Below are 13,797 nucleotides of genomic sequence, written 5' to 3' on the forward strand. Positions count from 1 at the left end.
TTCAATACAGCTTGTTTTCCTCCATGACGCTTAACTTTTCCGCTAAAAATCGTTAGGCTATAGCCGTTCTTTTACGGTATTGCTCTTATGAAACAGGAAACTGCCCTTAAGTTACTCAAAGCAGGAGAAAATGTCTTTTTAACCGGTTCTGCCGGTGCAGGAAAAACCTATACGCTGAATCAATATATTAATTATTTAAAGGCACGTAAGGTCGCCGTCGCGATTACCGCATCGACCGGTATTGCAGCCACACACATGAATGGTATGACTATTCATACCTGGGCAGGCATTGGCATTAAAGACTTTTTGTCTGAAGAAGACTTAAAGCGGATGAAAGAGCGCAAATACTTAAAAGAACATCTGGAAAATGCGCAAGTCCTGATTATTGACGAAATTTCAATGCTGCATGCCAAGCAGCTGAATCTGGTCAATCAGGTATTGAAATATTTCAAAGAAAGTGATGAAGCTTTCGGTGGTATTCAGGTGATTGTAGCAGGGGACTTTTTCCAGTTACCGCCAGTCGGTAAAAATGATGAGCGCAACCGCGACAAATTCTGCTTTATGTCGGATGCCTGGGTCGAAGCCAAGTTTCGCGTTTGCTACCTAACTGAGCAGCATCGTCAGGGCAATGATTATTTGAATGACATTCTGAATGCGATCCGTGCGCAGGCGATTAGCCATGAACACCGCACTGCTTTACAGGCCACGCGACATCAAGAAATTGGTGATACCTATACGCGCCTGTATACGCATAATATGGATGTGGACAGTATTAACTTTAAACATCTGAATGAAATTGACAATGATCCGCGCCAGTTTGATGCGCAGTGTGATGGCAATGAAAAGCTGATCGAGACTTTAAAATCGTCAGTGCGAGCGCCTGAAGCCTTAACCCTGAAAAAACATGCCAAAGTCATGTTTGTGAAAAACAACTTTGATATGGGTTATATCAACGGCAGTTTGGGCGAAGTGATCAGTTTTGAAGAAGATGATGAATATGGTGTGCTGCCTAAAGTCAAACTGACCGATGGCACTACATTGGTGGTTGAGCCTGAAACCTGGTCGGTAGACAATGAGGCCGGTAAAACCATTGCCAGTTTCCAGCAGATTCCATTGCGTCTGGCCTGGGCGATTACCATTCATAAATCACAAGGCATGACCCTGGAAGCTGCCGAGATTGACCTGAGCCATACTTTTGAAAAAGGACAGGGCTATGTCGCGTTGTCCCGTTTGAAAAGCTTAAATGGCCTACGATTAAAAGGTTTTAATGAGCAGGCTTTGGAACTCGATAGTCTGGCAATTAAAGCCGATCGCCGTTTTCAAGAACTTTCTGATGAAGCCGAAGCGAATTTTGAAAATGTCGATTTGACGGCACAGCATAAGGCCTTTATCCGACATTGTGGCGGGACTTTGAATGAAGTTGAAATCCAGCGCAATGAGAAGAAAATTTCCAAGAATGGGGGTAAGCAAAGCTATGCCGCTGCAACGCTAGACGAAACGCGTGAACTGTTTGAAGAAGGTTATGAAATTGCCGATATCGCGACTGAACGTGGTTTGACCCCGGCAACCATCATCAATCATTTGGGGCGTTTGCATAAAGAGCAGGGGCTGGATATCTCGCTGGCACATCCGGGTGAGGAAGTGGTGGAGCAGGTTCGCAAGATTTATAAACGCCTGACCAAGCGTCAAAACTCGGAGCATTTTAATGATGACGGTTCTATTAAGTTGCGTCCGATTGTGGAATTGACCACGCCTAAAATGGCTTATGACCAAGTGCGTCTGGCACTACTATTTGTAGAATAATCATTAAAAGTGATGTTTAAGAGTTCTTAAGATGCACAGTTTATTCGTATACGGCACGCTTCGTCCGCAGCAACCCAATGCCCCTGTCATGGAGCGGATTGGGGGGAGCTGGAAAGCCGGTTATATTCGTGGGTATTTGCAGCAGCGTGGTTGGGGTGCTGAGCTGGGTAGCCCGGGTATTCAGCTCAGTGATTCGGGAGAGATTGTTCCGGGTTATGTATTCATATCCGAGAATCTTCCCCAATATTGGGATGAGCTGGATGCATTTGAAGGCGATGAATATCAACGTATCCCGGTTAAAGTATATTTGGAAAATGGTGAGATGATAGAAAGTTTGGTCTATGCTTTGAAAGATTAGACTGGTGTGTGTCATTTATTGAATTTCTGATTTTTATCAGGTCACCGCTTTTAAAAATCATTCACTTTCCTTTGCTTGAATTTTGAAAGATCGAATTAATAAATATTCCGTTGATTTGATAGTATCTTCTGAGCAAGCCTGACGTACTGCGTTAGAGATTAGCGCAAGATAATCATCGGGCGATCTGCATATTTCCCGTTATATGATTATTTTTGAGAAATCTTTGCATACTGGTGAAGGGCGCTGATGATTTGAACATTATTGTGTACTAATCAATAAGGATAAAATCCCAGCCGCAATTAAAGGACCGACTGGAACACCGCGTAATACTGCTACACCTGCTACTGTGCCTAATAACAGTCCGGCCACCACATCTGGCTGATTGGACATCAGCTTCACTCCACGTCCTCCCAGCCAAGCGACAAAGACCCCAATCGCGATTGCCAGCAAAGACTTCCAGCTCAGGAAAGATTTGAGAATACTTTCCCCTGAAATTTTGCCACTGGCAATTGGTGTCAGAACACCAATGGTCAGAATAATAATGCCGATATTTAAACCGTGCGCCTGTACATAAGGCAATAAACTGCTGAGAGGTGTGATTTTTAAAACAATTAATACCGCTGCAGCAATGGTGACGGCACTATTGTAACTGAAAATACCGCAAGCCAGTAAAACCAAAAGAACAATCAGATTCAAATCAAGTTGCGACATAAGGGGGAGAGATAGAGTGAAAAATAAAGCTATTGTAGAGCTTTTCAACGCATGATACCTAGAAAACAGCGGAAGAAATCAAATTCAGGACTGTTTCAGGATAGAATGCACAGGTCTTCACTCGATACAGGTATAAACAGATGCTATTGGAAAAAATGTTGCAGTCACAAGGTTTCGGCTCCCGCAAGCATTGTCAGCAACTGATTAAAAATGGTGCTGTTTCAATTCAAGATGAAGTGGTTGACAATCCTAAATATAACCTGGATTTAAATCACTTAAATTTCGAGGTTTATGGGAAAAGTCATACCTATCGGGAAAAAGTGTATATCGCCTTAAATAAACCACAAGGCTATGAGTGTTCGCATCAGGCGACGCATCATTTTAGTGTATTTGGCCTGTTTGATGACATTCTGCTGAATCGGGGGATTCAGTGTGTGGGACGTCTGGATCAGGATACCACTGGACTATTATTGCTGACCGATGATGGACAGTTTCTGCAAGCGCTCACCCATCCGAAAAAGCATGTCGCCAAAGTTTATCAGATGCAAACTGCGGATCCAGTCACGGATGAACAGATTCAGCAACTAGAACAAGGTGTCGAATTGAGAAATGAAAAAGGTATTTTTGCGGCTACTGAAGTGACTCGATTGGCTGAAAATCGTCTGCAAATGACCATTCATCAAGGGGTCTATCATCAAGTAAAGCGCATGCTGGCTGCCGTAGGTAATAAAGTTGAACAGCTGCACCGAGCACAGATTGGTGCTTTGGCCTTGCCTGAACTGGCTGAAGGAGAATGGTTGTATTTAAATGCAGAACAGGTGGCGCAGGCCAAATTCCGCTCAGAATAATAAATTTTTTATTCGCTTGAAATGTGATGAAAAGATTAGGACTTACTTCAGGAAACAGTGATAAGTCTGAAATTCATCATCCTTGATAAATCCCATAGATTCATACAATTTATGCGATTGATAATTATTTTTTTGGGTTTCCAGGGTGATTCTTAAGGCCTGTTCATGTTTGGCAAATAAAATCGCGGTATCAATCAGTTGTTTGGCTGCGCCCTGACGCCGAAAAACCGGGGTGATATAGACATCATCCAGAATATAATAGGTCGAGCAGGCCACTGAAGAAAAACCCAGATACAGGATAATAAAGCCGGTAAAAGTATCATCTTTGGTATTAATGAAAATGACGGTTTGCTCATCTTCAAAACGCTGTTTTAAAAATTGGTAAGAGAGTTCAGGATTGGAAGACGTACCATAAAACTGTCGATATTCATCAAATAATACCGCCAGCTGATTCAGGTCTGCTGACTGGGCGCGTCGTACGAGCATTGCATACTCCATGCTAATTTTTTATTGATTATCAGCATCAAGCATAGCGAAGTTTGGGAGTGGCAGGCTTTAGAAATTGTTCGGAAATGCAACAATGTTAAATTTTGTCGCTTTCACCCAAAATGGCATTCAGTTCTTCAAATAAATCAAGATGATCATCATCCAGCTGAATCTCCTGATCATCGAGTAGATTCAGGGCAGAACTGGAAAGCGCATTTTGCTCGGTTTTCGCTTCATTTTGTTTCAGCTTGCGCAGCCGAATCAGCTGTTCCAGATTGATATTCTGATTTTCAATCGAGAAGGGGATTGATTTGGTAATCACCACTTGCTTGAAAAAAAGACGCACTGCCTGAGCTGGCGTAATCCCCAATTGCTTAAATACTGCAAAGGCTTGTTTCTTCTCTTGCGAGTCCAAGCGAATTTGATAAACTTCAGTTTTTCTCATAATATTTTTAAAGCTTTAAATTACTTAACTTTTCGCCTTTATTCTAATCAATTACGTTTGAAATTCAATCTTAAAGCAACCGATTTTAGAAAATAATCTGTAATGACAAGCGATTTACAGTGTCAATTCAAGTTGCGAGCTGAAATTCATGCTTTTCTGCGTGATCGGATCAACAAATTGAATATGTTTGGCCAATAAACTTAAAGGTGCAGAAAAATCATCTTCCGCCTTGTGCGCTACCTGTGGATAAAAGGGATCATGACGGATCGGAATACCCAGATGATTCAAATGCACCCGTAATTGGTGCTGTTTGCCAGTATGCGGTTTCAGCTCATATTTAGCCCATTCTGTATTATGTTCCAGCAGGTCAATCACCGTCTCGCTATTCGGCGTTCCGTCTAGCACGTGCATGGTATAAAAGGGCTGTCCCTTTTCCATTCTTAATCGCGTGATCAATGGAAATTTTAAATCAGGGTGATAGGCCGCAATCGCATGATAGGTTTTCTGAACCTGACGTGTGGCAAACATCTGCTGATAGATTCCACGCGATTCCACGCATTTGGAAATCAGGACCACACCTGCCGTTTCACGATCCAGCCGGTGAATGGGCGTTAAATGTTCATTACCGGTTTGTTTTTTAAGACGAACCAATAGCGTTTCCTGCACATATTGTCCGGTCGGACTCATGGTCAAAAAATGCGGTTTATCGACCACCATGAAATGCTCATTTTCAAATAAAATCTGATGTTGAAAAGGAACATGCACTTCATGTGCCAAAAAGCGATAATAGTAACAATGGCTATTAGCCTGAAATGGACTTTCTGTGGTTAATTGATTGCCCTGAGCATCATAGACCAGACCTTCGTTGAAACGGGACTGCCATTCATCTGCTGTGATATGCGCGAATTGTGTGCATAAATAAGCAAAAACTGTCAGGGACGCATCCGGACTGGCTGGCAAAAATACTTTACTGGCACTGACCCCATTGAGCATAGGCGGGTTAAATTCAACAGTTGGTTGCATGGCAGGCAGATTAACCTCTTAAGGAACAGATGCTGTGAAAAAATACAGTTTCTCACACGGGTGAATAGGCTTTTAAAGCGTGGCGATGCTATCATATTTATTCTTTTGCATCATGTCGTGAGTAATATGCCTTATTCATTTAATGTCACTTTAAATCATGAAGACGATACCCAAAAACTAGCCAAGGTTCTGGCGGAGAATTTCCCTGCGGGGGTCGTGTATCTGATTGGTGACCTAGGGGCAGGAAAAACGACGTTAACACGCTATTATTTGCAACAGCTGGGTCATAAAGGTTCAGTGAAAAGTCCAACTTATACACTGGTCGAACCCTATCAAATTAATGGTCAGGATATTTTTCATTTTGACTTGTATCGTTTGAATGATCCGTATGAACTGGAACTGATGGGCATCCGGGATTACCTGGAAACACCGAATGCGCTATTTTTATTTGAATGGCCATCTAAAGGTGGTGATGAAATTCCGCAAGCTGACCTGATTATTGAAATTTTAAAATCTGAAGATGAACTTACCCGTACTGCAAGCCTGATTTCATCGAATCTTGCTTTACGAGAGGCTCTGGAGCGTCAATTTTCACATGTCGAATGATTTAAGTCTGCGCCGTATTCGTGCCCTTGATCCTGCACTTGCCAACCAGATTGCCGCAGGTGAGGTGATTGAACGTCCGGCTTCTGTGGTCAAGGAGTTACTGGAAAACTCGATTGATGCGGGTGCGACGGAACTGATCATTCGGGTCGAACAGGGTGGCAGTACTTTAATTGAAATCATCGACAATGGACGCGGAATTCATCATGAGGATTTACCGCTGGCAGTGATGCGTCATGCCACTAGCAAAATCCAGAGTGTTGATGAGCTGTATGCGATTAGCAGTCTGGGCTTTCGTGGCGAAGCACTGGCGTCGATAGCAGCAGTTTCACGCCTGACCATGATCAGCAGTCAAAGTGACGAGGGCATCGGTTATCAGGTCGAAGTCAATGGCACGGCTTTTGATCATCAGGAAATTCAAGCGGTCGCGGCTTCAAAAGGGACGCATATCCGGGTTCAGGATTTGTTTTTTAATGTGCCTGCACGGCGTAAATTCCTGAAAAAACCGGGCACTGAATTTGGTCATATCGAAGAAATTGTGCGCCGTATGGCACTAACGCATTTTGATATCCGTTTTGTGCTAGAACATAATGAAAGCATCAAACTGAATTTACCCGTGGCGGATAGCGGCGCTTTGCGTTTTCAGCGGGTACAGCAATTGCTTGGCCGCCAGTTTACTGAAAATGCCTACTGGATGGATGCAGACAGTATCAACATGCATTTGTCTGGCTGGCTTGGCCATCCTTCAGATGCACGTGCACAGGCTGATTTGCAGTATGTCTATGTAAATGGCCGGATTGTCAAAGACAAAACCATTTCCCATGCCTTACGGATGGCCTATGACGGCATCCTGCATGGGCATCAGCATGCGGCTTATTTACTGTTTTTAGAAGTTGATCCAGAAAATGTGGATGTAAACGTCCATCCGACCAAGCATGAAATTCGCTTCCTGAATCAACGTGAAGTACATGAGTTCGTACGGCATTATGCCAAAGAAACGTTGGCACAATTCCAGACCGCAACTGCAGATTTAGCCGAGGCAATGAAACAGGATGAGCAGCCTGGCTTGACGGCCCCGCAACCGCGTTATCAGGAACAGTTCAGCCTGCATCAGACTGCGCATTCTCAGCCACAGGTGGTGAGAACGACATCTGCCTTAAGTGAAAATGAAACTTCAGATGTGCTGACCGATTTTGCATCTTCAGGTCCACAAACAGTGCATTATTCCCAAGATTACCGTAAATCTTATTCTGGTTCACAGCAGCTGAATAATGCCTTGCAAAGTTATTTAGCACCGCTCAGAGAAAGTTCGGAAACCGAAGTATTTAGTCCTGAGCAGTCTTTTCAGACACATGTAAAGGCCAAAGTGGATGAGCATCCATTGGGCATTGCCATTGCCCAATTACATGGTATCTACATTCTGGCACAAAATACCGAAGGTCTGATTATTGTCGATATGCATGCGGCGCATGAACGTATTGTTTTGCAGCAAATGAAATCAGCCTGGGATAAACTTGAATTCTGGACGTCACAGCAACTATTGATTCCAAAGGTCGTAAACATTAGCCGGATGCAGGCGATGCGGGTAGAAGAGCTGAAAGAGCAACTCGCACGTTTGGGTCTGGAAATTGATCAGTATGGTGATGAGCAAGTTATCGTACGTGGTGTACCGGCTATTCTACACAAGGCCGATTTTGATGCCCTGATTCCTGAATTATTGAATGATTTAGATCCGGGTGATCAGGCGCAAAGCCTATTGCAGAAGCGTGACCAGATTCTGGCAGGCATGGCCTGTCATGGTGCAGTGCGAGCGCACCGTATTTTAAGCCTGTCGGAAATGAATGCTTTATTGCGCCAGATGGAGCAAACCGAATTTGCCAGTCAATGTAATCATGGCCGTCCGACTTGGCGCGCCTTTCCATTGGCTCAACTAGATAAACTTTTTGCTCGAGGAGAGTAGTTTTACATGTCCAATCAATTGCCGGTCATCAATTTAATGGGGCCAACTGCAAGTGGTAAAACCGCTTTGGCATGTGAGCTATATGAGCAAGGAAATTTTGAGCTGATTTCGGTCGATTCTGCGCTAATTTATCGGGAAATGGACATTGGTACAGCCAAGCCTTCTAAAGAAGAATTGGCGCGCTATCCGCATCATCTGATTGATATTATCAGTCCACTTGAAGTGTATTCTGCGGCAAACTTTGTCGAAGATGCTTGTCGTTTAATTGATGATATTCATGCGCGTGGTAAAACCCCGATTCTGGTTGGTGGAACCATGCTGTATTTTAAGGCCTTGCTTGAAGGCTTGTCAGATAATTTACCGAGCGCAGACTATGCTATTCGGGCAGGGATTGAAGCCAAGGGTGAGCAGGAAGGTTGGGAGGCTGTTTATGCAGAATTATGTGCAGTTGATCCGATTGCCGGTGAAAAATTCAAGGTCAGCGACAAGCAGCGCATTATTCGGGCCTTGGAAGTTTTTAAATTGACTGGTGAGCCGATTACAAAACTACAGGCAGAACAACCTAAAAACTTACCATATCGTTACAGTTTCCATAATTATGCGCTGATGCCAGATCGGTTAGAATTACATGGGCGTATTGAACAACGTCTGGAAATTATGTGGAAAAGCGGTTTTTTAAATGAAGTTTTGAATTTAATTGAAAAATACGATTTTAATGAAAATTTACCTTCTATACGTTCAGTGGGTTATCGTCAGGCTATAGAATTCTTAAAAAATGCTGATAAAACCAAGGAAAAGCAACGGGAAATGGAGGATAAAGCTTTATTTGCGACACGACAACTTGCAAAACGTCAATATACGTGGTTAAGGTCTTTGCAAGAAAAGCATAAATTTACAACATATTTTACGCTACAGCAGGCTCAAGAAGACTTGCGAAACTGTCACGGATAAAGCAAAATTTAGGGACTATCTTTTTTATAATTTTTAATTGAAAAATAGAGATAGTTTTTGCGCTGATTTTTAATTTTTTTGGAGTTATAACATGTCTAAAGGTCAAACTTTACAAGATCCATTCTTGAATTCTCTCCGTAAGGAACGTATCCCAGTATCTATCTTCCTGGTAAACGGTATTAAATTACAAGGTCATATCGAATCTTTTGACCAATACGTGGTTTTATTAAAAAATACAGTAAGCCAAATGGTTTATAAGCATGCAATTTCAACTGTAGTACCTGCACGTAATCCACGTCCTGCTGGCGCGCCTGCTGGTCCACAAGGTGCGGGCTTCGGTGGTCAAGGTGCTGCAGGTGGCTTTGGTGGCGGTCAAGGTGCTGGCGGCTTCGGTGGTCAAGGTGGTTTTGGCGGTCAAGGTGGCGGCTTCGGTGGTCAAGGTGGCTTCGGCGGTCAAGGCGGTGGCTTTGGTGGTCAAGGCGGCTTTGGTGGTCAAGGTGCCGGCTTCGGTGGTCAAGGTGGCTTCGGTGGTCAAGGTGCTGGCTTTGGTGGTCAAGGCACTGGTTTTGACAACGACACTAAATTTGAAGACTCTTCAGACGATGAAAACAATCGTTAATCGAGTTTGAAAATTAAAAAACCTCTCTATATGAGAGGTTTTTTTATATCTGTACGTTTTAAGTTTTTTAAATAAAAAGCCAACGAGATGTCGTTGGCTTTTTAGGATTATGGTAAGGCTTAACGGTTACGTTTAGGATCCAGTTGAGGATCTTTGATTTCTACATAAGCATTATTGCGCGTTTCACGTAACCAGCTATCTAATTCGGCATCAAATTGACGTTCACCAAGCAATTGGCGAGCCATACGTTCCTGATATTCCTGTGTCATATCTTGTTGGCGTGTTTCACTCACTTGCAGAATATGCCAGCCAAACTGGGATTGAAATGGTTTACTGAACTGACCTACTGGGGTGCTTTTCATCTGCTGTTCAAATTCAGGTACCATTACCCCTGGGCTAACCCAGCCAAGACTTCCGCCATCACGAGCCGAGCCAGTATCATTGGAGAACGTTGAAGCTAAAACAGTAAAATCTTCACCTTGTTTGAGGCGGTTATACAGACTATCAATCATTTGTTTGGCATTTTCAGGACTGACCACTTCAGACGGTTGAATCAGAATGTGTCGTGTTAAATATTGAGGAACAAGGGCTTTCTGTTCGCCACCTTTACGTTCCAAGAGCTTCAGAACATGTACACCATCAGCGACAGGAATCAGTTCAGAAGTTTGACCTGGTTGCAGGGTGGTCACGCGTGCAGCCAGTTCTGCTGGAATTTCTGACAGGTTTCTCACACCCATATCAGCAGCTTCGACTTTAACGCCGCCAGTGCTGTACTTTTTGCTGATCGCCTGAATGTCATTGCTGCTATTTAATTCTTGCTTTACCTTTGTTGCAATTTGTTCAGCATTTTCACCGCTTACCCGTAAATGCAGTACATGGACCTGACTGCCAAGCAAAGCTTGACCTTGCGGGGTATTTAGGAAGTTTTTAACATCTTGATCTGTAATTTGAATACGTGAAGTCACGATTTGTTGACGTAAACGATTCAGTGCTAAATCTTCAGCGATACGGTTACGTAAAGAAGCATAGGTATTGGGCGCCATGGCATCCAGTTTCTGCTGGAATGCTTCCAGACTCGGTGAACCAGAATCACGGGCAACTTTCAGGACGGCTTCATTTAAAGCTTTTTCATCTGGACGAATATTATAACGTTTAACTTGTTCAAGCTGTGCCTGACGAATAATCAGTTGCTCTAAAGCTTGTTGCTCAAGATATTGTTGTGGTGGAACTGCCTTTTTCTGTTTTTGCAGCTGATGTGAGATTTCGGCTACACCTTGAGCCAGGTCACTACGTAGAATGATACTATTGTCGACTACAGCTACAACTTCATCTTTAGGTTGGGCAACAGCAAAAGTCGTCATCGCTGAAGAAAGGCATAGCGCAAGTGCGGTTGCTTTAAAAATTTGTTTTAACTGTTTTGTCTTCATTAACGTTCTGTCCAAGTTTGATTGATATTGTTAAAACCTAGAATACGATTTTCTAGTAATGAGGTGAGTTTGCTGCTTAACCCACCTAAGCCTTTCAGGCTGACTTCGGCCATAATAGCGCGTTTGGCTTTGACGCTTGAATCATTAACGTCGTCTAAGTCATTGTAATATGAGCGACCGTAAACAGAAACTCCCCAACAGCATGACTCATAGTTCACGCCAAGTAAATATTCCCGTGCGACACTATTGTCGAGGTCAAACTGGGCATGTCCAACCAGACGCCAGTTGTTGGCAATCGGCTGGATAAATGAACCCACCACATGATCATAGCTCTTTTGACGGTTCGGAATATCTTTGCGATAGAAATAGCCTAGGTTATAAAGATTGCCTTGCTCACCGGTATAATAAACCTGCAAATCTCGTTGGGCATTCGATCCATTCGACATCCAGCTTGAGTTCAGATTAACGTGAACATTATTTGACAGCTGGCTGGTCAGTTGAATTACAGGGCCAGTATGACTTTCACGGTCGAATTCATCTGCATCATTTTCCAACGTTACACGGCGATCTTCAAAGAAAAAGCTCTGTCCAACGCTGGCACGCAGGCGCTCCAGACCTTCTTCATTAAATAGGCTATAGCTCAGACCTAAGGAGGCAAAGTTATTGTCTTCCAGGCGGTCATTACCATAAAAGCGACGCGCACTGAAAAGTTGATCATAATTAATCGAAGCGACGACTGAATCAAAGTTTGGCTGATTCTGCTGGTTCTCATAAGGTGAATACGCATAGAACAGACGAGGCGTTAAGGTCTGTAAATACGTACCTTCTTTTTCAAAAATTAAGCCGGTGTCCAGCGTGAATTGTGGCACCACAATTGAATTATTTTCACTAGACGCGCTACGGCTTTGGGTTTTTTCATCATAGAAAGTATTGATGTTGCGTACAGTCGCCTGAGGAATGAAGAATGACCACGGGGTAAAATGATTATAACGCACGGAAAAGTCATTATAGATCCGTGTACCACTCGGTTGATATACCTTCTCACCCGTTGGATCAGTATCAGCGAAATTTCTCAGATCCTTCTGGAAATATGCTGTGTCGTTATTAAACTCAAGCTGTAATCCCAATGGATTGCCAGTTTTGTAATTGACTAAAAGCTGCGGCAGACGTGCATAAGGACGATCTTCATCCAGTACGGTTGGATCTAGGGTTTGGAAGTCTTCGACTTTGAATTGTGCCTTTAAGCCAGGAATACCATTTTTATAATTGACTTCCCAGGCACGGCGTAAGTTCAGGTCAGTTTTAGAGTTCGGGTTATTATCCAGATCGGCAAAGTAATCTTTGTCTGAAGCGTAGTTATATTCAAGGTTGGTTGATAGTTGATTATTGATCTGCCAGTTATGTAAGAAATGCAGGCTTTTACGGTCTTCATCGCTATAGCTTTCATCGGAAGGTAAATAACCTCCCCAAATACGGCCTTCACCATAATTTTCAGTCAGATAGCGAAACTCACCGTCTAACATCGTACCACGATCGCCAATATAACGCGGCGTAATCGTCGCATCATATTGCGGCGCTAAATTCAGGTAAACCGGAACACCCAGTTCCAGACCACCATCATTGGTAAAGCCAAATGTCGGCGTCAGAATACCGGTAGTGCGGCGGTCATCAATCGGGAAGTTGAAATAGGGAACTGCCAAGACCGGAACATCTTTAACATATAGCTTGGTATTGCGGGTTTCACCACGTCCAGTTTCCTGGTTCAGCTTGATCTTTTCTGCCTGGATTTTCCAGGTCGGTTTTTGCTCAGGTGGGCAGGTGGTATAGGTCGCATTTTCCAGTTCTACCGTCTCGGTCGAGGTTCTGGCGATCTTTTCTGCCCGACCATGCGCATTTTGCTGCTCGGCAATATAGAAGCTGTTATTTAGGTCGCCTTCTTGGGTCTTTAAATTATAATTAATATCATCACTTTGCGAGAGTAGGCCACCCTGAGCAAGTTGTACCCGACCTTCTGCTTTGGCATAGGTCTGGGTTTGATCAATCGTTACGCGTTCAGCACGAATCTGGCGACCTTGCTGGTCAATGATGACATTGCCTTCTAAATAAGAGTCACCTGCTGGATTGTAGTGACCATAATCTGCAGTAATGGTGGATGTAGCCTGATCTGGCGCAACGGTTGCTGCATCTGGAGCAATCGGGGTCACCCAGGTGCCTTCACAATAAGCTGAACTTAAGTATTTTTCCTGCCGCTGCTGTGCCTCAGCTGAGGATTTGTCGACATAGTATTGCGAAAAGAATGCTTCACCTGGATAGGTCTCATTTATGCGCTGTTTGAGTTGTTCTGCATTTACATCGGACGAGACATTTGATGCAGCATAGCCGGAGGCTGAGCTGCCACATAAAAGGGTTAAGATCGCAGTCGCTAGAGGATTTATTTTAAAGTGATGCTTCATTTGTCTCATTAACCAATCATGCTTTTATCGCAATTAATTATTGTCGCATCATAGAGAAAAAGTTGATAAGTAGCTACACTTAGCACTTTAAAAACTCAGCCTGTATTAGA

Annotated in this window: 13 protein-coding genes; 7 read left to right on the forward strand and 6 right to left on the reverse strand. The window is 43.5% G+C overall.

What is annotated here, in order from left to right; translation table 11 throughout:
• Nucleotides 1-87 precede the first annotated feature (87 nt).
• The gene (locus tag FTT86_RS06635) at nucleotides 88-1,803 is read left to right on the forward strand and encodes an AAA family ATPase (protein ID WP_129716622.1); all 1,716 of its coding nucleotides are present in this window, start codon (nucleotides 88-90) and stop codon (nucleotides 1,801-1,803) included.
• 31 nt (nucleotides 1,804-1,834) lie between these two features.
• Nucleotides 1,835-2,161, forward strand: a complete 327-nt coding sequence (locus tag FTT86_RS06640) for a gamma-glutamylcyclotransferase family protein (RefSeq protein ID WP_180180878.1) — start codon at nucleotides 1,835-1,837, stop codon at nucleotides 2,159-2,161.
• Between the two features lie 258 nt (nucleotides 2,162-2,419).
• On the opposite strand, the gene FTT86_RS06645 is transcribed toward FTT86_RS06640, so the two are convergent.
• Nucleotides 2,420-2,872 (reverse strand): DUF441 domain-containing protein, encoded by a 453-nt coding sequence (locus tag FTT86_RS06645; protein WP_180180879.1) that lies wholly within the window; start codon nucleotides 2,870-2,872, stop codon nucleotides 2,420-2,422.
• Nucleotides 2,873-3,012: 140 nt separating this feature from the next.
• On the opposite strand from FTT86_RS06645, the gene FTT86_RS06650 reads away from it, so the two are divergent.
• On the forward strand, nucleotides 3,013-3,720 hold the full coding sequence (locus FTT86_RS06650) for a pseudouridine synthase (RefSeq protein ID WP_180180880.1): 708 nt from the start codon (nucleotides 3,013-3,015) through the stop codon (nucleotides 3,718-3,720).
• Nucleotides 3,721-3,762: 42 nt separating this feature from the next.
• On the opposite strand, the gene FTT86_RS06655 is transcribed toward FTT86_RS06650, so the two are convergent.
• The 3 genes from FTT86_RS06655 to FTT86_RS06665 all read right to left on the reverse strand — a co-directional run bounded on the left by FTT86_RS06655 (nucleotide 3,763) and on the right by FTT86_RS06665 (nucleotide 5,674).
• Nucleotides 3,763-4,206, reverse strand: coding sequence for an N-acetyltransferase (locus FTT86_RS06655; protein ID WP_180180881.1), 444 nt, complete (start codon nucleotides 4,204-4,206; stop codon nucleotides 3,763-3,765).
• Nucleotides 4,207-4,303: 97 nt separating this feature from the next.
• Complete coding sequence (locus FTT86_RS06660; RefSeq protein ID WP_004645487.1) at nucleotides 4,304-4,651, reverse strand: type II toxin-antitoxin system RelB/DinJ family antitoxin; 348 nt, start codon at nucleotides 4,649-4,651, stop codon at nucleotides 4,304-4,306.
• A 114-nt stretch (nucleotides 4,652-4,765) separates the two neighbouring features.
• Entirely contained in the window at nucleotides 4,766-5,674 is a 909-nt protein-coding gene (locus tag FTT86_RS06665; RefSeq protein WP_044109565.1) for a pseudouridine synthase, read from the reverse strand.
• Nucleotides 5,675-5,800: 126 nt separating this feature from the next.
• Between FTT86_RS06665 and tsaE the strand changes: the two genes are divergently transcribed.
• The 4 genes from tsaE to hfq all read left to right on the forward strand — a co-directional run bounded on the left by tsaE (nucleotide 5,801) and on the right by hfq (nucleotide 9,807).
• The gene (gene tsaE, locus FTT86_RS06670) at nucleotides 5,801-6,280 is read left to right on the forward strand and encodes a tRNA (adenosine(37)-N6)-threonylcarbamoyltransferase complex ATPase subunit type 1 TsaE (protein WP_004645485.1); all 480 of its coding nucleotides are present in this window, start codon (nucleotides 5,801-5,803) and stop codon (nucleotides 6,278-6,280) included.
• Nucleotides 6,270-8,237: a DNA mismatch repair endonuclease MutL gene (mutL, locus tag FTT86_RS06675; RefSeq protein ID WP_180180882.1), complete on the forward strand. Its 1,968-nt coding sequence runs from the start codon at nucleotides 6,270-6,272 to the stop codon at nucleotides 8,235-8,237. Before tsaE ends, mutL begins: the two co-directional genes overlap by 11 nt.
• A gap of 6 nt (nucleotides 8,238-8,243) precedes the next feature.
• Nucleotides 8,244-9,188 (forward strand): tRNA (adenosine(37)-N6)-dimethylallyltransferase MiaA, encoded by a 945-nt coding sequence (gene miaA / locus FTT86_RS06680; RefSeq protein WP_180180883.1) that lies wholly within the window; start codon nucleotides 8,244-8,246, stop codon nucleotides 9,186-9,188.
• Between the two features lie 91 nt (nucleotides 9,189-9,279).
• Entirely contained in the window at nucleotides 9,280-9,807 is a 528-nt protein-coding gene (hfq, locus tag FTT86_RS06685) for an RNA chaperone Hfq (RefSeq protein WP_004278899.1), read from the forward strand.
• Between the two features lie 119 nt (nucleotides 9,808-9,926).
• On the opposite strand, the gene FTT86_RS06690 is transcribed toward hfq, so the two are convergent.
• Nucleotides 9,927-11,234, reverse strand: a complete 1,308-nt coding sequence (locus FTT86_RS06690) for a peptidylprolyl isomerase (protein ID WP_044109557.1) — start codon at nucleotides 11,232-11,234, stop codon at nucleotides 9,927-9,929.
• A complete protein-coding gene (locus FTT86_RS06695; RefSeq protein ID WP_180180884.1) occupies nucleotides 11,234-13,687 on the reverse strand; it encodes an LPS-assembly protein LptD in 2,454 nt (817 codons plus the stop codon). Before FTT86_RS06695 ends, FTT86_RS06690 begins: the two co-directional genes overlap by 1 nt.
• Between the last annotated feature and the right edge of the window lie 110 nt (nucleotides 13,688-13,797).

This window comes from Acinetobacter sp. YH01021, from assembly GCF_013420255.1.
GTDB lineage: Bacteria > Pseudomonadota > Gammaproteobacteria > Pseudomonadales > Moraxellaceae > Acinetobacter.

Coding starts and splice junctions, on each gene's coding strand:
- FTT86_RS06635 (WP_129716622.1), top strand. CDS start 88: ATGAAACAGGAAACTGCCCTTAAGTTACTCAAAGCAGGAGAAAATGTC.
- FTT86_RS06640 (WP_180180878.1), top strand. CDS start 1,835: ATGCACAGTTTATTCGTATACGGCACGCTTCGTCCGCAGCAACCCAAT.
- FTT86_RS06645 (WP_180180879.1), bottom strand. CDS start 2,872: ATGTCGCAACTTGATTTGAATCTGATTGTTCTTTTGGTTTTACTGGCT.
- FTT86_RS06650 (WP_180180880.1), top strand. CDS start 3,013: ATGCTATTGGAAAAAATGTTGCAGTCACAAGGTTTCGGCTCCCGCAAG.
- FTT86_RS06655 (WP_180180881.1), bottom strand. CDS start 4,206: ATGCTCGTACGACGCGCCCAGTCAGCAGACCTGAATCAGCTGGCGGTA.
- FTT86_RS06660 (WP_004645487.1), bottom strand. CDS start 4,651: ATGAGAAAAACTGAAGTTTATCAAATTCGCTTGGACTCGCAAGAGAAG.
- FTT86_RS06665 (WP_044109565.1), bottom strand. CDS start 5,674: ATGCAACCAACTGTTGAATTTAACCCGCCTATGCTCAATGGGGTCAGT.
- tsaE (WP_004645485.1), top strand. CDS start 5,801: ATGCCTTATTCATTTAATGTCACTTTAAATCATGAAGACGATACCCAA.
- mutL (WP_180180882.1), top strand. CDS start 6,270: ATGTCGAATGATTTAAGTCTGCGCCGTATTCGTGCCCTTGATCCTGCA.
- miaA (WP_180180883.1), top strand. CDS start 8,244: ATGTCCAATCAATTGCCGGTCATCAATTTAATGGGGCCAACTGCAAGT.
- hfq (WP_004278899.1), top strand. CDS start 9,280: ATGTCTAAAGGTCAAACTTTACAAGATCCATTCTTGAATTCTCTCCGT.
- FTT86_RS06690 (WP_044109557.1), bottom strand. CDS start 11,234: ATGAAGACAAAACAGTTAAAACAAATTTTTAAAGCAACCGCACTTGCG.
- FTT86_RS06695 (WP_180180884.1), bottom strand. CDS start 13,687: ATGAAGCATCACTTTAAAATAAATCCTCTAGCGACTGCGATCTTAACC.